This window comes from Enterococcus sp. DIV1368f, assembly GCF_051712245.1.
In the GTDB taxonomy this organism is placed as follows: Bacteria; Bacillota; Bacilli; order Lactobacillales; family Enterococcaceae; genus Enterococcus; species Enterococcus faecalis.
Map to the genome: position 1 here is coordinate 2,391,148 of NZ_JBIOON010000001.1, position 19,384 is coordinate 2,410,531.

The 19,384-nt window shown below is 37.6% G+C and carries 20 protein-coding genes; 3 read left to right on the forward strand and 17 right to left on the reverse strand.

The features are described from left to right. Positions 1 to 2: 2 nt before the first annotated feature. From IGL07_RS11710 to efrA, 15 genes are all read right to left on the reverse strand, one after another. The gene (locus IGL07_RS11710; protein WP_002355143.1) at positions 3 to 878 is read right to left on the reverse strand and encodes a carbohydrate ABC transporter permease; all 876 of its coding nucleotides are present in this window, start codon (positions 876 to 878) and stop codon (positions 3 to 5) included. Continuing rightward, a complete protein-coding gene (locus tag IGL07_RS11715) occupies positions 878 to 2,011 on the reverse strand; it encodes an ABC transporter ATP-binding protein (RefSeq protein WP_025189582.1) in 1,134 nt (377 codons plus the stop codon). The genes IGL07_RS11710 and IGL07_RS11715 overlap by 1 nt, the downstream gene beginning before the upstream one ends. Before the next feature lie 146 nt (positions 2,012 to 2,157). Further along, a complete protein-coding gene (locus IGL07_RS11720) occupies positions 2,158 to 3,096 on the reverse strand; it encodes a glycosyltransferase family 2 protein (RefSeq protein WP_002373102.1) in 939 nt (312 codons plus the stop codon). 207 nt (positions 3,097 to 3,303) lie between these two features. After that, positions 3,304 to 3,633, reverse strand: a complete 330-nt coding sequence (locus IGL07_RS11725; protein ID WP_002355140.1) for a HesB/YadR/YfhF family protein — start codon at positions 3,631 to 3,633, stop codon at positions 3,304 to 3,306. Positions 3,634 to 3,687: 54 nt separating this feature from the next. Continuing rightward, a complete protein-coding gene (locus IGL07_RS11730; protein ID WP_002355139.1) occupies positions 3,688 to 4,353 on the reverse strand; it encodes a potassium channel family protein in 666 nt (221 codons plus the stop codon). Positions 4,354 to 4,456: 103 nt separating this feature from the next. Beyond that, the gene (locus tag IGL07_RS11735; RefSeq protein WP_010817639.1) at positions 4,457 to 5,089 is read right to left on the reverse strand and encodes a response regulator; all 633 of its coding nucleotides are present in this window, start codon (positions 5,087 to 5,089) and stop codon (positions 4,457 to 4,459) included. After that, positions 5,064 to 6,167, reverse strand: coding sequence for a sensor histidine kinase (locus IGL07_RS11740; protein ID WP_002365182.1), 1,104 nt, complete (start codon positions 6,165 to 6,167; stop codon positions 5,064 to 5,066). Before IGL07_RS11740 ends, IGL07_RS11735 begins: the two co-directional genes overlap by 26 nt. Then, positions 6,164 to 6,895, reverse strand: a complete 732-nt coding sequence (gene liaF, locus IGL07_RS11745) for a cell wall-active antibiotics response protein LiaF (protein ID WP_002381168.1) — start codon at positions 6,893 to 6,895, stop codon at positions 6,164 to 6,166. Before liaF ends, IGL07_RS11740 begins: the two co-directional genes overlap by 4 nt. 150 nt (positions 6,896 to 7,045) lie before the next feature. Next, positions 7,046 to 7,525 carry a transcription elongation factor GreA gene (greA, locus tag IGL07_RS11750; protein ID WP_002355133.1) on the reverse strand — a complete coding sequence of 160 codons (480 nt, stop codon included), beginning with the start codon at positions 7,523 to 7,525 and terminating at the stop codon, positions 7,046 to 7,048. A gap of 260 nt (positions 7,526 to 7,785) precedes the next feature. Beyond that, positions 7,786 to 9,171 carry an endolytic transglycosylase MltG gene (gene mltG, locus IGL07_RS11755; RefSeq protein WP_002375722.1) on the reverse strand — a complete coding sequence of 462 codons (1,386 nt, stop codon included), beginning with the start codon at positions 9,169 to 9,171 and terminating at the stop codon, positions 7,786 to 7,788. Between the two features lie 207 nt (positions 9,172 to 9,378). After that, positions 9,379 to 10,056, reverse strand: a complete 678-nt coding sequence (locus IGL07_RS11760) for an HAD family hydrolase (RefSeq protein WP_025189584.1) — start codon at positions 10,054 to 10,056, stop codon at positions 9,379 to 9,381. A 74-nt stretch (positions 10,057 to 10,130) separates the two neighbouring features. Beyond that, positions 10,131 to 11,282, reverse strand: a complete 1,152-nt coding sequence (wecB, locus tag IGL07_RS11765; protein ID WP_002402063.1) for a non-hydrolyzing UDP-N-acetylglucosamine 2-epimerase — start codon at positions 11,280 to 11,282, stop codon at positions 10,131 to 10,133. A gap of 13 nt (positions 11,283 to 11,295) precedes the next feature. Beyond that, positions 11,296 to 11,787 carry a gamma carbonic anhydrase family protein gene (locus IGL07_RS11770; protein ID WP_002355129.1) on the reverse strand — a complete coding sequence of 164 codons (492 nt, stop codon included), beginning with the start codon at positions 11,785 to 11,787 and terminating at the stop codon, positions 11,296 to 11,298. Positions 11,788 to 11,884: 97 nt separating this feature from the next. Next, positions 11,885 to 13,654 carry a multidrug efflux ABC transporter subunit EfrB gene (gene efrB, locus IGL07_RS11775; RefSeq protein WP_010817641.1) on the reverse strand — a complete coding sequence of 590 codons (1,770 nt, stop codon included), beginning with the start codon at positions 13,652 to 13,654 and terminating at the stop codon, positions 11,885 to 11,887. Further along, positions 13,651 to 15,378 carry a multidrug efflux ABC transporter subunit EfrA gene (gene efrA / locus IGL07_RS11780; RefSeq protein ID WP_010710228.1) on the reverse strand — a complete coding sequence of 576 codons (1,728 nt, stop codon included), beginning with the start codon at positions 15,376 to 15,378 and terminating at the stop codon, positions 13,651 to 13,653. The genes efrB and efrA overlap by 4 nt, the downstream gene beginning before the upstream one ends. A 228-nt stretch (positions 15,379 to 15,606) precedes the next feature. On the opposite strand from efrA, the gene IGL07_RS11785 reads away from it, so the two are divergent. The 3 genes from IGL07_RS11785 (at position 15,607) to rnjA (ending at position 18,196) form a co-directional block, all read left to right on the forward strand. Further along, positions 15,607 to 15,993 (forward strand): YbaN family protein, encoded by a 387-nt coding sequence (locus IGL07_RS11785; RefSeq protein ID WP_002355126.1) that lies wholly within the window; start codon positions 15,607 to 15,609, stop codon positions 15,991 to 15,993. A 303-nt stretch (positions 15,994 to 16,296) separates the two neighbouring features. Beyond that, on the forward strand, positions 16,297 to 16,509 hold the full coding sequence (locus IGL07_RS11790) for a DNA-directed RNA polymerase subunit epsilon (protein WP_002355123.1): 213 nt from the start codon (positions 16,297 to 16,299) through the stop codon (positions 16,507 to 16,509). Position 16,510: 1 nt separating this feature from the next. Then, complete coding sequence (gene rnjA / locus IGL07_RS11795) at positions 16,511 to 18,196, forward strand: ribonuclease J1 (protein WP_002355122.1); 1,686 nt, start codon at positions 16,511 to 16,513, stop codon at positions 18,194 to 18,196. Between the two features lie 105 nt (positions 18,197 to 18,301). Here the strand turns inward: rnjA and IGL07_RS11800 are convergent, their stop codons facing one another. Then, entirely contained in the window at positions 18,302 to 18,502 is a 201-nt protein-coding gene (locus IGL07_RS11800; protein ID WP_002355121.1) for a cold-shock protein, read from the reverse strand. A 153-nt stretch (positions 18,503 to 18,655) separates the two neighbouring features. Then, the gene (gene radC, locus IGL07_RS11805) at positions 18,656 to 19,354 is read right to left on the reverse strand and encodes a RadC family protein (protein ID WP_002365188.1); all 699 of its coding nucleotides are present in this window, start codon (positions 19,352 to 19,354) and stop codon (positions 18,656 to 18,658) included. Between the last annotated feature and the right edge of the window lie 30 nt (positions 19,355 to 19,384).

Sequence of the window (19,384 nt, forward strand, 5' to 3'; positions counted from 1 at the left end):
GCTTATTGCCCCACTTTCTTTAAGAGTTTATTTTGTAAGAAAGTGACCACTAAAATAATCACAAATAAAATCACTGTGGCGGCCATCGCAATTCCGGGACGCCCTGCAATGTGGAATTTGTCATAAATATAGTACACTGCGGTTGTGGCACTATTGGCAATCCCCGCACGACCACCGAATAAAGCATAAACTTGTGTATAAACTTTAAAGGCGCCAATTAAATTGACCGTTAATAAAAAGGCAATGGTCGGGACTAGTTGCGGAAACGTAATACGTCGGAAAATTTCGCCGTCTGAGGCACCAAACATTTTCGCTATTTTAAAGTGTTCTTCATCAATATTTCTCAAACCCGCCAACAAAATAATAATATTAAATGCTAAACTCGTCCAAACCCCAAAAATAATCAATGTTGGCATACTCATTTGAACATTATCTAGCCAGTTGACAGAAGGAATGCCGAAAAAACCTAAGACGTAATTGACAATTCCATAATCGCCATTAAAGAAGTAACGGAAGACAATCCCAATGGCAATCGTACTCGTTACATAAGGCATAAAGAAAATCGTTTCAAAGAAACTCTTATGTTTAACTTTTTCAAAGATAATCCAAGCAATTGCTAGGGAAATTATCAAGGCAATCGGTACCACAGCAAATGCATAGAGCGCTGTATTTTTTAACGCTTTATAGAAGATTGGATCATTCAATACACGTTGATAATTTTCTAAACCAGCGTAGCGTTGGTTAATTAAGGAACCTTTTTGGAAGCTCATCCACAAAGAACGAAACAGCGGATAAACGCTAAACAGTAAAATGATTCCTAATGATGGCAGAAGGAAGAGCCATGCTTTTGGTTGATTTTCTGGATTGTATTTTTTCATTAGTAAACCCGGTCTCCCGCTTCGTTAAAGATAAATACTTTTTTATATGAAAAATCAAAAGATAAAGTGTCTCCTTCTTCAATCGCTTCTTCTACACTTACAATTGATTTCACTTGTTCATTTCCTAATGTAAATCGTAAAATACGTTCTCGACCAATCAATTCCACTAAATCTGTCGTTGTGGTAAAGAGACCTGTTTCAGCTGGTACCACATCTTCTGGACGAGAAGCAAACGTATATTTCCCATCAGTCATTGGCATTTTAAAGCGAGCATGCTCAAAACGCTCAAGCGGAATTTCAAAACTTTCGTGGTACATTTTGCCGTCTTTCACTTCAACAGACAATAAATTAATAATTGGGTTACCTATGAACTGAGCAACAAATAAGTTATTTGGTTCTAAGTAAAGGTTTTGAGGTTCATCATTTTGTTGAATAACCCCTTCGTTTAATAAAATAATTTTATCACTGATTGATAGCGCTTCCTCTTGGTCGTGCGTTACAAAGATTGTTGTAATGCCTACTTCTTTCACCAAGCGGCGGATTTCTTCACGAATTTTCAAACGCAAACGTGCATCCAAGTTACTTAAAGGCTCATCTAATAATAAAACATCTGGTTTTTGAACTAACGCTCGGGTAATCGCAACACGCTGTTGTTGACCACCAGAAAGTGTGCCTGGCTTTTTATGGCTTAACTCTTCAATATTCGTTAGTTTCATATATTCTTCGGCAATAGCTTGTGCCTCTGCCTTGGGAACTTTCTTACTTCCTACTGTCAAAGGAAACATTACGTTTTCTAGAACAGTCATATGTGGATATAAGGCATAGTTTTGAAAAACGAACCCGATGTTCCGATCTTTTGGTGCTGTTTTGACAACCGATTGCTGTCGAAACTGAATATCTCCATCACTTGGATGTAATAAACCTGCAATTAAGTTTAAAATTGTGGATTTCCCACACCCACTTGGTCCTAACAAACAAACCAAGTCCCCTTGTTCAATCGTAAAATTGACCGATTTTAACGCTTCAAACCCATTATCGAATACTTTTTTCAAGTCGATAACTTCTATCATGACCCAACCTCCAAAAAAACATTTAATAGCATACCTTTTGATTTTAACATTTATTTCTTGCAACCGCGAGAGCAAAGCTGTTTCATTAAGATAAAAATAGGTAAAGTTAATGTATTTTTTATGTAAAAAATGTTGTTTTTCTGAAAAGCCTATTTACACTTTTTTTAACGCATAACAAAAAAGCAGAGAATTTTTCTCTGCTTTTTTGGTTATTTTTTAGAATCTTTTTCTGATTCCTTTACAATATAAATTGGTCGTTTTTTCGTTTCTAAGAAAATTTTGCCAATATATTTGCCAATAATTCCTAAACATAATAGTTGCAAACCACCTACAAAAAGTACAATACAAACCATTGAAGGCCAGCCGCTTGTTGGATCACCATTAACTAATGTTCGAAAGATAATCACTAACATTGCTAGTGCAGAACCAATACACGAAAAGGCGCCAACGTATGAAGCAATATTCAATGGTGTCTCTGAAAAATTGACAATCCCGTCAATTGAATAACTTAATAGACTCCAGAAAGACCAAGAGGTTTCTCCAGCAATTCGTTCTCGATTTTTAAATTCAATATATTCTGTTTTAAAGCCGACCCAACTAAAAATCCCTTTTGAAAAACGATTATACTCAGATAACTCTAAAATCGCATCGACCATTTGTCGGGTCATGACACGGAAGTCACGGGCACCATCCACCATTTCCGTCTCAGCAATTCGATTAATGAGTTTATAGAACATCCGTGCAAAAAAGCTACGAATGGGCGGTTCGCCGTCTCTTGTTATGCGTCGTGTGCCAACACAATCTAAATCTGTACTGGTTTCAATCATCTCAATCATTTGAGGTAATAACTCAGGCGGGTCTTGTAAATCAACGTCCATGACTGTCACTAAGTCACCTGTTGCTTCTTTTAAACCAGCGTATAAGCCTGCTTCTTTCCCAAAATTTCGTGAAAAAGAAAGATAACGGACCTTCTCTGGATGTTCGCGATAAAGCTGTCTTAAAACAGCTAACGTATTATCTTTTGAGCCATCATTCACAAATATATATTCTACTGAATGAGATAGTTGCTGGCTAATTTTTTCTACTTCTTCAAAAAACAGCGGAATCGCTGCTTCCTCATTATAACAAGGGACAACAATTGATAGCATTTTATTTCCTCCACACTTCAGTTAATTATCATTATACCATATGATAGCCTTATTAAATAACGATATCCAATTAAGAATAGCTTAATTAAATAGAAAGAACCTGAGAAAAAATCCAAAACGATTTTTTCTCAGGCTGACTAGCGGTTAAACGAAAGCAACAGAAATAGTCCTACGCACTACTTCAGCTTTTTCTGTTTAGCACTAAAATTATTTTGTTAAATCTTCTTGGTTTGCTTCAAATTGATAACGCGGTTCATCATTCTTTTCATCATAATCAACAATCAAATCATACCCTTTAAAGAACCAATCATCTGTTTCTTCAATAAAATAGGTAATCCCATCTAGGTTCTCTTTAATCATTGGCTCATCTGGCGCTTCTACAGACATCGCAATGGAAAAACCATCATGAACAGGTGTTTTTCCGTAAATTTTTCCGAAAAAACGAATGCCTGTCTCAGGCTGAACCCCGGTTTCTTCTTTAAACCATTGTTGGGCTTTCGGTGTCACTTCTAATTTCATTCTTTGTTCCTCCTTCACATCTCTGTCGCCATTTATTGTAGCACAGCGCAGTGCTTTTAGAGAATAAAGTGCTTAGCCATTCATTTTTTCATCTAATAAATCCACGTCTGCGGTATCACCGATAACTAATAAATTGTCGTTTTCTCGAACAATTTCAGAAGCATCTGGCGAAGCAATTACTTCTGTTTTCGAGCGGCGGATCGCTACCACAGTTAAACCAAATCGTTGACGGAAATTTAATTCTGCTAAGGTTTTATTGTAAAATTTAGGATTGGTGACCCGAACCTCAGCTAATGAAAATTCGCTAGATAATTCAATATAATCTAAAATATTGCGTGAAACAAGTTTGTGAGCAATTCGAATACCCATATCCCGCTCTGGGTGAACGACCATGTCTGCCCCAATTTTATCTAAGACGCGGGCATGATATTCATTGACTGCTTTGGCTAAGACATTGGGAACCCCCATTTCTTTAACCATTAGTGTCACTAAAATACTCGCTTGAATATCTTCACCAATCGCCACCACTACGTGATCAAAATTCCGAATTCCTAAAGAACGCAACGTCATTTCATCTTGGGCGTTAGCCACCACTGCATGCGTTGCAATATTCATATATTCATTGACACGGTCTTCACTGCTGTCAATGGCCAAAACTTCTTGACCAGCTTCCACCAAAGTTTGGCATATGCTGCCGCCAAAACGTCCTAAACCAATAATTGCAAAATTTTGTTTCATTTCTTCTGACCGCTCCTGTCTGTTCGTTAAAATTAGTATAACAAATCCATAAATAAATTCCTAGAAGGATTTCCTAGAATTTATTTATGGATTTATCTGATATTTATTTGGCTAAACCATGTTGAAAAGCATAAATCGCCGCTTGGGTCCGATCATCCACATCTAGTTTTGCTAAAATGTTTGAAACATGTGTTTTAACTGTTTTCAAAGTGATAAAGAGTTCATCAGCTATTTCCTGATTACTTTTACCTTGTGCAATCAACATTAAAATTTCGTGTTCCCGGTTTGTCAAATCTTCGTGCAACACCGGCTCTTGTTTTTTTGTTAACCGTTCCATCATCTTATGCGTCACTTCAGGTTCCAACACACGCTCTCCGTGATAAGTCGCCCGAATTGCATCAGCAATCTCATGTGCTGTTGATGTTTTTAATAGGTAGCCCGCTGCACCAGCTTCAATCGCCGGATACACTTTTTCATCATCAATAAAACTCGTCACAATAATAATCTTGGCTTCTGGCCAATCTTTCAAGATCGCTTTTGTTGAATCAATGCCGTCCATTTCTTCCATTACCAAATCCATCAAAATAACATCTGGACGTAGTTCCAATGCTTTTTCATAGCCAATCTTACCATTTTCTGCTTCGCCTACGACTTCTATATCCTCTTGAATAGATAAATATGATGAAACGCCTAAACGGACCATTTCATGGTCATCCACTAACATTACTTTGATCACTTGCAGTTTCCTCCTTTATGACAGGAACTTTAATTTCAACGCTAGTTCCCTGCCCTTTAAAACTAATAATTTTAACTGTACCGCCCATGCCGACAACACGTTCTCGGATATTATTTAAGCCATAACTACCGGCTTTATTACTTTGTTCCTTCATATCAAAGCCGACACCGTCATCAACAATACGCAATAGCACGTTTTTATCGACTTGGTGTAAGTATACCTCTAATTCCTTTGCTTTGGCATGTCTTAAGGTATTTGAAAGTAATTCCTGCACAATTCGGAAAAGATGATCCTCAATGCTGCTATTTAAATGAACATCTTCAACATCCCAAATCAATTCAATTTTAATTTTTGTTTGTAGTTCTTTCAGTAATTGTTCAATACCTTTACGCAAACTTTTTCCTTCTAGACTGATAGGACGCAAGTGCAATAGTAACGCGCGCATTTCCGATTGGGAGGCATTAATGATTTCTGCCACCATGGCTAGTTGTTTGCGATATGGTTCAGGGGTTTCTGTTCGTTGTGCTTGTTCATTTAAGGCAGACAACATCATCATGGCTGCAAAAAGTTGTTGACTGACTGAATCATGCAACTCCCGCGCCAAACGATGCCGCTCGTTCTCTAAAATTTCTTCTTTTGTTTGCCCATCCATTAATTGCGGTCGACTGTTTAATAATTGCAATTCTTTAGACATCTCTAATAATTTATTTTTAATCGACCAAATATCTTGTTCGACTTCGGTTAGATAATGGTCTTGATTTTCACTGGTCGTTGGTTTGTTTAAGACTGGACTTTCATAATTACCATTGGCCAATAACCGAAGTTTTTCTTCAATCCGTCCATATTGCCCTTTTTGAACCAATGAAATCAGTAAAAAGGTCAATAAGCCTATTAGTAAGGATATGAGAACAATGTGCACAATTAGTGGTAAATAAAAGACTTTTCTCTGAAGAAGCTCTAATAGCCACCGGTTTTGTTTAATCGAATGAAAATATGAAAACAATGTAATTAAGATAACAATAAAGGTGCTAAGGGACGCATATAATGAAATCATGCGTCTTGAAATCCGATCGGTCATACACGGATCACCTCAACATCTCCTACTAAAGTGTTCGTCATAATTTTCAAACGACGAAGATTGGTATCGTAATCATTGCTGTAAATTTTTAATGATTCGTTTTTCAATTGATATTTTTCTTCTTCAAAACGTACCGTTCCGTAAAACGTTGAATGTTCTAACAAAATAGCTACACCTAACGGTACTAGAATTCGCGTGCGGCCAAAACCTTTACGAATAATAATAATATTGTCTTCTTTCGGTAGTAGCGTATTACCTAAATCAATAATGGTGTCCCCAGAGATTAAATCAATATTGATATCGTCCCATTCATAGATATTGTTACCAATGCGTTCGTTGGCAAACCAGCGGCGTTTAAATCGTTTGCCATTTTTAGGTTCTTTTGCCGCCGTCTCCACCATAATCATTTGTTTTTTACGCCAAGGTGCTCGCTCAGCTATATCCACGCCTGAAATCTCAAAGCCTTTTAAGCCGATAAAGAGTACGCCAAAAATCAACATAAACCAAACGGCCGTGCTGTTCATTGCACCAATGACAATAAAAACAACGCCGAGGACGAATTGAAAGTTGTTAAAATGTGTTTTTGATGCTTTCCTGGAAACGTAGGCCACAAGTAAAACGCCAATTGTTAATAAAACAGCTAATCCAGGATTATGTACAATTTGCCATAACGCCAGAATAAAAAGTAATGCTTCTGCGACGATAAAAAAGCGCCAAGGGTTATTCATAGATTTGCCTCCTCCCTCTATCATTTATTTTACTCGTTTATTTTATTTAATCATAGTGGTTTGCGCCTCAGGTTACCATAGGACTTTAGCCCTAAATGTCCTAGATTGCGAAAGGACAGGCCTTGGAAGCTGCCTGCCCTACTCAATTATTTAGTTTGCTTCAACTTTTGTAATTTTAACTGTCATGTCGCCACCAGGTGTTGCAATAATCACTTGGTCGCCTAATTGTTTACCAATTAAGGCTTGCGCAATCGGTGAATCGTTAGAAATTTTACCAGAAAATGGATCGGCTTCGGCACTTCCTACGATTGTGTATTCCTCTTCTTCTCCATCAGGCAATTCTTGGAAAGTAACTGTTTTACCGATGGAAACTTCGTCTTGGTCCACGCCATCATTATCGATGATTTCTGCAAAACGAATCATATTTTCTAACGTTGTAATACGTCCTTCAACGAAAGCTTGTTCATCTTTAGCTGATTCATACTCTGAGTTCTCTGAAAGATCCCCAAAGCTACGAGCGATTTTAATACGCTCTACGATTTCTTTACGTTTAATTGTTTTTAATTCTTCTAGCTCTTGTTCTAATTTTTCTTTTCCTTCAAGAGTCATTGGATATACTTTTTCTACCATGTTAATTCTCCTTTTTCGCTTAACGATACGTAGTTCTTGGTTGGTTATTGAAAAAAATTCCGCTTTCAATCCACAAAAGAGTACCACGCTTTTTCTAAATTGTAAATATAATTATTGAATTTTTGTGATTTTGCTAAATTTTATTTATATAAATTTCTAGTTGCTACGCTTTCCCTCTCTTAAACAGATTACTTTTTGAGTATCTAAAAGCTTGGTGAATCATACAAAATTGATTCACCAAGCTCTTTTATGTTTTCATTTTATTCACTACTTGAATTATTGACATACTGATCTACTAATACTTGATGTTCTTCATATGTTTTTGAGAAGTATACTTTTCCTGTAGAAATATCTGCTACAAAGTATAAATAGTCACTTGGTGTCGGATTCAAGACTGCTTTAATTGACTCCTCACTTGGGCTATCTAATGGTCCTGGTCCATAACCAGTATTTTTATACAAGTTATAAGACGAGTCCACTTCCAAATCAGCATACGTTACAGTTTCTTTGTGTTCTCCTAGAGCATACAAAATAGAAATATCTGATTGGATCGGCATATCGGCAGCCAAGCGGTTAAAGAATACTTGGGCAATTTGTTTGCGGTCTGCTTCTTTGACTCCTTCTTTTTCAACCAATGAAGCTAACGTTAAGACTTGCTGATTGGTTAAATTCTTTGCATGAATTGTCGGCGTATATTGTTCCATTACTGTGTTCATTTTAGCAATCATTTGTTCGACAAATTCAGGAAGTGTTGCTTTTTTGTAGTAATCATAAGTTGCCGGGAATAAATAGCCTTCTAAGCGATAACGAACACCTTCTGCGGTTGCAGCACTTTCAAGTAAATCAGGATACTTAGCCTTCATTTGATTGAAGAAGTCTTCGTTTTTCATTAATGCAATGAAATCTGCTTTCTTGAAATCCGTATTTTTTTCAATGGCTTCGCCAATTTTATCTATATCGTAGCCTTCAGGAATCGTTACTTTGCCATCTGCGATTTTAGTTGGTTCTGGCGTACCTCCTTCTTTTAGCATTTCACCAATTTCATCGAGTGTCATGCTTGGAGACATTTGATAATAGCCCGCTTGAAAATCTGTTAAGTTTTTAAATTTTACGTAGTAGTTAAAAACCATTCCGCTTTTAATGACGTTGCTTTCTTCTAAAACCGCAGCAATTTGCTTATTAGAAGATCCTTCTGGGATATGCACTTGAACAAGTTTCTTATTGTTCTTGTCTAGTGGTTGTAGCCCAGCGTCTACATATTTATAAAAAGTAAACCCAAAGATTGCCATCATTAAAACCAATACAGAAACTACAATTAACACGATACGACCGACTAAACGATCTTCTTTTTTACGTGTTTGTTTTTTTGTATTTGTTGGCTTTTCGTCTGTTTCAATCGGGGTTGGCTCTTCGACTGTCTGTGTTGTCTTGTCTTTCCCACGTCTTCGAGCAGCTCTAGAACCTGCACGTGTTTGTGTTGTGCGGCTCGCTGTTTCTTGTGATTCATCAGATGAAGGTTGGGGGGACCTATCATTTTTTTCAGAGGAATCAGGTTGATCGCCATCATTTCTACCTTTTAAAGACCCAGTTACTTGATCTCTAAGCGAAGATTTGGGATCTTGGTTATTTTGGTTATCATTAGCCAAAACTAACCCTCCTTACTATTCTATCGTTTATGACTGAAACTATTATACATGAAACCTCTTTAAAATTAAATGTTTTTAATAAAAAGACCGTCATTCCCCGATAAAAAATTCATCATTGACAACGTTTAAAGCCTATGATGGCGCTTTTCTATTGAAACGATAATAAATCTTAAAATCCTCCTAAATTTATCGAAAATCCATTTTTTATTAAGAATTTTGTAGCAAAATATCACCTAAGTCTTTAGGCGATTGTACTAGGAATGTCGCTCCCGCCTCTTGTAATTCTGTTTCTTCACCAAATCCATACAAGACACCTATACTATCTAAGCCATTTTGTTGAGCACCAAGAATGTCATGATTACGATCACCAACCATGATAATCGCTTCTTTGGTTGGGTCTAATTGAGCTTCCGTTAATGCATACTGAATCACATCTGCTTTTTTAGAACGATGACCGTCCATGCTCGCTCCATAGATGCCTGTAAAATAACGATCTAAATCAAAATGAGTAATAATCTTTTTAGCAAATTCTTCTGGCTTGGAAGTCGCAATGTATAACTTTGCTCCCGCTTCCTTTAACCTTGTTAACACTTCTGGAATCCCTGGATACACATGGTTTTCAAACATGCCTTTTCTCTGATAATACGCTCGATAATGACCCACGGCTTGTTGCGCTGCTTCAGCTGAAGGCGCCATGTGCAAAAACGACTCATATAAAGGCGGCCCTATGAAAGAACGTAACGTCTCCTCGCTAGGAGCTGGCCAGCCTAATTGTTCTGTTGCGTATAAAATAGAACGCATAATGCCGCTACCAGAATCCGTAATTGTGCCATCTAAATCAAATAAAATCGTTTGATACATCTTCACTTCACTACTTTCTAGCATTTTTTGTCTAATTGATTCTTCAAAATAAGATACGCAAAAGAAGCACATTTTTCAGCGCTTCTCTGCCTTTTTATTTATTTTGCTGTAAACGTATCTGGTTTTTTATCTGATTGCTGCATTTCATAGGCAATGGCTTCAACGATTCGGCGGCTAGCTTGACCATCCCCATACGGATTTTGTGCATGCGCCATCGCGTGGTAAGCATCAGAATCAGTCAATAATGTTTTCGCCTCTTGATAGACTACTTGTTCGTCTGTACCAACCAATTTCAATGTTCCTGCCGCTACGCCTTCTGGTCGTTCCGTTGTATCTCGTAAAACTAAAACTGGCACACCTAAGGAAGGAGCTTCTTCTTGCACACCGCCAGAATCAGTTAAAATTAACGCACTTTTCGCTGCAAAATTTTGAAAATCTTTGACGTCCAATGGTTCAATTAAATGCACACGTGCTAATTCACCTAAGTGTTCCGCTACTATTTCACGGACTTTGGGATTTTTGTGCATAGGGAAAATGACTTCAATTTCTGGATGTTCCATTACAAGTCGACGAACAGCTTTAAACACATTTGCCATTGGCAGGCCTAAATTTTCACGACGATGCATTGTGATTAGTACAATGCGTTGGTCTGTAGGGATTTTTTCCAATAAATCATTTTGATAGTGGGCATCAACAGTGTACGCCATCGCATCAATCGCTGTATTGCCAGTTACATAAATATGTTCTTCTGGATGATTTTCTTTGATTAAATTGTCCTTACTTTGAGTGGTTGGGGCAAAATAAATATCAGTTAACACGTCTACCAGTTGACGATTCATTTCTTCCGGAAACGGAGAATATTTTTGCCAGGTCCGCAATCCTGCTTCCACATGTCCCACTGGAATCTGTTGATAAAAAGCAGCCAATGCAGCCGCAAATGACGTGGTTGTATCGCCATGAACCAAGACAATATCCGGCTGTTCTGTCACAAGAACCTCAGTTAATAAATTCAAAACACGACTTGTAATATCTGTTAAGGTTTGCCCATCTTTCATGATATTTAAATCATGATTCGGTGTAATTTGAAAATCTTCTAACACTTGATCCAACATTTGTCGATGTTGCGCTGTTACAACTACTACAGAGTCAAACCCTTGACTTTGCTCTTCTAAAACTTTGATTAAAGGGGCCATTTTGATTGCTTCTGGCCGTGTTCCAAAAACTGTCATTACTTTAATTTTCTTCATCATTTTCCTCCTAATTCTATGTTAGTTTTGGGTATTTTTGTTGGCGAAATTCTTCTGCTCGTTGAATATAATGTAAGGCGTTCGTATGATTACTGGCTATTTCTGCTGCCGTTAACGGACGGATAACCTTCGCGGGTCGACCAAATGCTAAAACATTTGGCGGGATAATTTTGCCTTCCGTCACTAAAGAGCCCGCACCAATCAGGCTGTTTTCTCCAATAATAGCATTATTTAGAATCGTTGACCCCATGCCAATCAAAGCACCATCACCGATTTTACAACCGTGTAACATGCATTGATGGCCCACCGTTACATACTTGCCTACAATTGTCGGGGCATCTTCATCAACATGAATAATCGTGCCATCTTGAATATTACTACCTTCACCAATGGTAATTGTGTTACTGTCACCTCTTAAGACCGACTGAAACCAAATATTACTATCCTTTGCTAGTTGTACGTTTCCATAGACATCTGCACTAGCAGCAATAAAATATTCTTTTTTCAAACTCTGTCACCTCTTTTCATTAAGTATAGACAAGAATTCCTCACTTTCATAGTAAAAAAGACAAGAAAAACGACTGTCTTTTCAGACAGCCGTTTTTTTATTCCTCATAGTCGCCTTCTTCAGCAAATTGACTATTGTATAGTTTTTCATAGAAGCCACCTTGTTCCAGCAACTCATGATGCGTACCTTTTTCAATGATTTCTCCTTGTTTCATAACAAGAATTAAATCAGCTTCACGAATAGTTGATAGGCGGTGGGCAATAACGAAACTTGTTCGTCCTTCCATAACACGATCCATTGCTTTTTGAATTAAGGCTTCCAAGCGTGTATCGACTGAACTAGTCGCCTCATCTAAAATCAAAATTTTCGGATCAGAAATTACCGCTCGGGCAATGGTCAACAATTGTTTTTGACCAAGGGAAACGTTATCTCCCTCAGAATTGATTTCCATTTCATACCCATCTGGCATTGTCCGAATGAAGTGATCCACATTGGCCGTTTTCGCTGCATCCACAACTTCATAATCCGTGGCATCCAATTTCCCAAAACGAATGTTATCGGCAATGGTACCTTTATACAACCAAGCATCTTGCAATACCATTCCAAATACAGATCGGACATCACTACGGTTCATTTTTTTTGTGTCAATACCATCAATTTTAATGGCGCCTTCTGTTACATCATAAAAACGCATTAGCAAATTGATTAAGGTTGTTTTCCCAGCGCCAGTTGGTCCCACAATCGCAACCATTTGGCCCGCATCAACTTTAAAGTTCAAATTACGAATTAACGGTTTTTCTGGGTCATAACTAAAGCTGACATTTTCAAATTCAACAGAGCCTAAAATAGGTTCTGGCAAAGGAACATCTTGTTCGTTAAGTTCTTCTTCTGGTTCATCTAGGATTTCAAAAATCCGCATGGTCGAAGCTGAAGCGCTTTGTAAAGCTGCAGACAACTGCGTAATATTCCCCATTGGTTGGCTAATTTGCCAAATATATTGAATAAACGCTTGTAACTGCCCCACTACGATCACACCAGCAACCACATAGTAACTACCAAGGACAGCTACCCCGATATAGGTCCCATAAGCGGTCATTTGAACCAATGGCAACATTAATCCTGAGATAAAGGATGCCTTGAAACCAAAACCATTTAAACGGTGATTGACTTGTTTAAAGCCTTCAAGGGTTTCTTTTTCCCGACCATATAGTTTTAAGACACTGAACCCAGTCATATTTTCTTGAACATAACCATTTAAGTCTCCTAAAGAATTTTGCATTCCTTGGAAATATTTCTGGGAGATTTTAACAATTGTTCTGGAAATAATCAGAGACAACGGAATCATAATCACTGAAAAAATCGCCATCAGCGGATTGATTAAAAACATCATCACTACCGCCATCACAATACCTAAGACTGCCGAAACAATATTGATAAAACTTTGTTGCATCGCATTGCTGACAGCATCCACATCGTTCGTCACCCGTGACAAAATATTTCCTTGTTGGTTCTTATCAAAATAAGAAACTGGCAAACGATTGATTTTTTCTTCAATATCTCGACGTAAATCGCGCATGGATTGTTGAACGACATTCGTCATTAAAAATCCTGACAAAAATTGTGCCACACAATAACCTGTTCCCACAACTAAAATCCAAATTAAACATCGGATTACATAATCAAAATTAATGGATTCGCCAGCCGCAATATTACGGCTAATTTCTGTCGTTGGTAATCCAGTCAAATAAGGCAACGCTGCATTAAAGGCAACGGTTAATATTGTAAATAAAATAACTAAATAAAACGTAACTCGGTACGGTTTAATATAGCGACCGATTCGTTTCATAGAAGAAAAGGCGTGTTTCATGCTAATTCCTCCTCTGACAATTGAGAAGCCGCAATATCATAGTAAATTGGACAAGTCTCAAGTAATTCACGATGTGTGCCAATTCCGACCACGTCGCCTTCGTTTAAAACAACAATGCGGTCCGCATGCATAATTGTTCCAACACGTTGTGCCACAATTAAAACAGTGGATTCTGTTGTTTCTTTTTTCAGACGCGCTCGTAAATTTGCATCTGTTTGATAATCTAACGCAGAAAAACTATCATCAAATATATAAATTTCCGGATTGCGAATAATCGCCCGTGCGATAGCTAAACGTTGTTTTTGACCACCAGAAAAGTTCGTGCCACCTTCTGAAAGAGGTTCATCATAGCCTTGCGGTTTTTGTGAAACAAATTCTGTTGCTTGAGCAATGTCAATTGCTCGTTCCATTTCTTCTAACGTCGCATCTTCCTTACCGTAGCGAAGATTATCAGCAATTGTACCAGTAAAAAGTAACGCTTTTTGTGGAATATAGCCAATCTTATTGCGTAATGCACTAAGTTGGTAATCTTTTACGTTCACTCCATCGATTAAAATTTCACCTTCTGATACATCATAAAACCGTGGAATCAATTGAATTAATGTTGATTTCCCACTACCTGTGCTCCCAATAAAGGCCACTGTTTCACCAGGTGACGCCTTAAAACTTACATTGCGAATAACTGGGCTTTCCGCATGTCCAGGATAGGCAAAGGTTACATTTTTAAACTCTAGATAGCCTTTAGTAGCTGTTTCTGTTACGCCTTCTTCTTCACGAATAGCTGGTTCCATGTCTAAGGCTTCTTGAATCCGTGAAGCCGAAACCGCAGCCCGCGGATACATCATAAAGACACTGGCAAATAACATAAACGAGAACAGCGCATGGAAAATATATTCAATAAAAGCTATTAAATTCCCAACTTCTAAATCCCCGTGGCTGATTTGAACAGTCCCGCTCCAAATGATTAAGACCATCACAATATTAAATAAGAAAAAGAAGCCTGGTTGGGCTGCTGCCATTAAACGAAACAAACTTTTTGAACTTTTAGTGTAAGTTTCATTGACTTTATTAAAACGAGATTCTTCAAATTTTTCATTAACAAATGCGCGTATTACCCGCAATCCAGAAAGATTTTCTCTTAAAATCCCATTGATTCCATCTAAGTTCTTTTGTTGCTTTTTAGATAACGGTTCTGACAAACGAGCAATTCCGACAACTGCTAGCAGCAGAAAAGGCAAGGCACCTAAAACGTACATTCCTAACGACGGACTCGTTCGCATCACCATGTAAAGACTGGCAATAAACATCACTGGCGTCATAAAGCCAAGACGTAAAATATTTCCCATGAAGAGCATAATTTGGTATGCATCATTGGTAGTTCGCGTAATTAAGGAAGAAACCCCAATACTTTCATATTCACTGTGTGAGAAAGTTTGAATCTTTTCAAATAAATCATCACGAATATCACGAACAATGTTTGTTGTAATTCTGGCACCAAAGTACCCTAGCAAAATATTCATTGCGACGCCAATAATCGTAATTACAACCATCCAAATCCCTTGCTGATAAATATAGTCCATATCTCTAGGAATAATTCCTTTGTCAATCATTCGCGCTAAAATGGTCGGCAAGCCTAATTCAATCAAAATAAAACCAAACACACAAATAAAATCAGCGAAAAGTAATTTCTTATAACGCATTGTGTAACGCCACATTAACTTCAATTAATCATCTCCTTCTTATCTTACTTTAAATTTTCTAGTACTCCCACTGTATCAAAAAGAAATCGGTAATACAAGCTGTCTGGCTAGAAAAAACAGCCTTTCTCTTTCTATCCTTTCCCTTTTAGATTTTCTAAAAAATAGATAATTTTAATGATTTACTTATACGATTAAAATTGCTACTTCCTTTTGATTGTGCCATAATTGGGAAAAACTGAAAGGACCCTTTGAATGAAAAAATTATTCTTCATTTTTCTCGGTTCCTGTACGTTTGCTTTAGGCACGTTAGGAATCTTTTTGCCGCTTTTACCCACCACTGGTTTTTATTTATTAACGGCCTTTTTTTGGATGCGTAGTTCAGATAAACTTTATAACAAATTTTTAGCTTCTTCTTATTATCAAAAATATATCCAAGAAGCCTTCTTTGAGAAAAAAATTACTCGTAAAGGCAAATGGAAACTATTTATTTCCATGTTTCTTTTATTTGCCATTCCGTGTTTAATTGTCCGAAATACGTTGATGACTACGACTTTAGCGATTGTTTATTTAGCCCACGTGATTGGCTTAAGTTGGTATTGGCGTCCTAAAAAAAAGGCACTCGAACTTGATCAAGAATAAGGCGAAACAAGAAGTTTGTTTTTTTTAAAAGTCCAGTGAGTGTTTCTATACTTCCTTATCATTCTATGATAAAATAAGCTTAATTGTTGTTATTCACAACACACGGGACGGTTGAAAAAGAACACATAAAATCAAATACCCAGAATGAAGCAAAGTCGAGGCTTCATTTCATCATTAACAGATGTTTTTGATGAGCATTCTTTTTTAGGTGATCAGCACCTCGTTTTGTTGTGTTTAATTTTCTGTCTTAAAATGAAAAAACTATAAATTGCTACTATTAGTAGCTGAAGGAGAAATGAATCGATGATTTACAAAGTATACTATCAAGAAACAAAAATCAGAAACCCAAAAAGAGAAGACACAAAATCTCTTTACATGGAAGCCGATAGCGATGTAATCGTGCGCCAATTAGTTGAAGAAAATACCCCATACAATATTGAATACGTTCAATTATTAGACGAAAAACATCTTGCTTACGAGCAAGAACATGCGGACTTCACTCTAACGGAGTTTTAACATGAAAGTAAACATAAAAAATAACGAAACTGGCGTTTTTGCAATCGGTGGTTTAGGCGAAATTGGAAAAAACACATATGGGGTACAATTCCAAGATGAAATTATCATTATTGATGCTGGGATCAAATTCCCAGAAGATGATTTACTTGGGATTGACTACGTGATTCCAGATTATAGCTACATCGTTCAAAATTTGCATAAAGTCAAAGCACTCGTTATTACCCACGGTCATGAAGACCATATTGGTGGCGTTCCTTATCTTTTACGTCAAGCGAATATCCCAATCTATGCGGGACCACTAGCCTTGGCTTTAATTACCAACAAACTAGATGAACATGGTTTATTGCGAGAAGCGGAATTACACGAAATTAATGAAGATACGGTGATTCGTTTTAGAAAAACAGCGATTAGCTTTTTCCGGACGACTCACAGTATTCCTGATGCCTTGGGCGTTGTGGTTAAAACGCCTTCTGGTAACATTGTCGCAACAGGTGACTTTAAGTTTGACTTTACACCCGTTGGTGAGCCAGCCAACTTACACAGAATGGCGAAATTAGGTGAAGAAGGCGTCCTTTGTCTTCTTTCAGACAGTACCAATGCTGAAATACCCACCTTTACAAAATCCGAAAAAACAATTGGGACCTCTATTTTAAAAATCTTTGAAAAAATTGATGGTCGGATTATCTTTGCCAGTTTTGCTTCAAACATTTTCCGTTTACAACAAGCTGCTGATGCAGCCGTGAAAACCGGTCGCAAAATTGCTGTTTTTGGTCGTAGCATGGAAAATGCCATTGTCAATGGCGAACGCTTAGGCTACATCAAAGTGCCCAAAGGAACGTTTGTCGATGCGGCGGAACTGAATCAATTGCCAGCAAATGAAACAATGATTTTATGTACTGGCTCTCAAGGAGAACCTATGGCCGCGCTTAGTCGGATTGCTAACGGTACACATCGCCAAATTAGTATTCAACCAGGCGATACGGTTGTTTTCTCAAGTTCACCAATTCCTGGGAATACGACAAGCGTTAACCGTTTAATCAACTTATTATCTGAAGCCGGTGCGGAAGTTATCCACGGAAAAATCAATAATATCCATACTTCTGGTCACGGTGGACAAGAAGAGCAAAAATTAATGCTTCGCTTGATGAAGCCTAAATATTTCATGCCTGTTCATGGTGAATTTAGAATGTTAAAAATCCATGCTTCGCTCGCTCAAGATACAGGGGTTCCTGAAGAAAATTGCTTTATCATGGGCAACGGCGATGTCTTAGCTTTAACGGCTGATAGCGCACGTCCTGCTGGTCACTTCAATGCTAATGACGTGTACGTTGATGGAAATGGTGTCGGTGATATCGGGAATGTTGTTTTACGGGATCGTCGTATCTTATCTGAAGAAGGTTTAGTTTTAGCGGTAGCAACAGTTGATATTAAAAATAAAGAAATTATGGCTGGTCCAGACATTCTTTCCCGTGGTTTTGTCTACATGCGTGAGTCTGGTGATATGATTCATGAAGGCCAACGTCTTTTATTCAATGCTCTACGTGAAGCAATGAAAGATAAAAACTGTACCGAAGCAAAATTAGGCGAAGCCATGACGACCGCTTTACAGCCTTTCTTGTTTGAACAAACAGAACGTCATCCAATGATTCTGCCAATGATTATGACTGCCACAGTTAGTGATCAATAAAGCTCTCATTTAATAGAGAAGAAAAATGCTTGTCCATTTTTCTTCTCTATTTTTTCTAACAAAAAAACACCTAACATGCGTTAGGTGTTTTTGGATTATTTTTTATTAGTTTTTTTCTACGTTAACTGCTTGAGGGCCACGGTCTGAATCTTCAACATCGAAAGTCACTGCTTGACCTTCTTCTAAAGTTTTGAAACCATCACCTTGGATAGCTGAGAAGTGTACGAATACGTCGCTTCCGTCTTCGCGTGAGATAAACCCAAAACCTTTTTCTGCGTTAAACCATTTTACTGTTCCTTGTTCCATTCTTTTGTTCCTCCTCGTGCATTTGCACATAAATAGTCGTAACTTTGCTCGCTTCCAATAGAATATTTAAAAAAATTTAAAAAGTCTACATAATTCCAAACAAGATTACCCTTTCATTTTACACGTGATAAAATATTTTTGCAAGAATTGTCCTCATTCTGAAGCAAAAAAATTCTCTTCTCTCAAACTAATGTATCCGCTATCACCAACAATAATATGATCCAACAATTGAATCCCCATCATTTCGCCACATTCTTCCATTCGTTTGGTAAATTGAATATCTTGTGGAGACGGTGTCGGATTGCCAGATGGATGATTATGAGCTAATAGTATGCGAGCAGAAGAATATTTAACCGCTTCCCGAAAAATTTCGCGTGGATGAGCAATACTTTGATTCAGTGATCCTTTGAAAATCGTTTTCTGTTGGATAATGTCATTCTTGGTATTCAAGTAAATACAAATTAAATGTTCTTGTTGCAGCCCCTTCATCTCTTGGAGTAATCGTTGAGCGACTTGTTGACTGGACGTAACTTTGCCAAATTTGATTTGACTACTTTGATAAATTCGACACCCCAATTCAATAGCCGCACGTAATTCAATAGCTTTCACTTGGCCAATGCCTTTAATAGCCATTAACTCGTTCAACGTGGCTTGCTGCAAATAAGAAAGTTGCTTAAACTGTTTTAACAGCGTTGCAGCAACAGTCATCACGTCTGCTTCTTTTGAGCCAGTTCGTAACAGAATCGCCAACAACTCTTGATTCGATAATGCTTTTTCTCCTATCGCCAAGAGCCGTTCTCGTGGTAAACAATCACTCGGCATCTCGCGAATAAACAGATCCGATACTTGCATAAAAAAACCTCCTTTGCTAGTCATTAATAA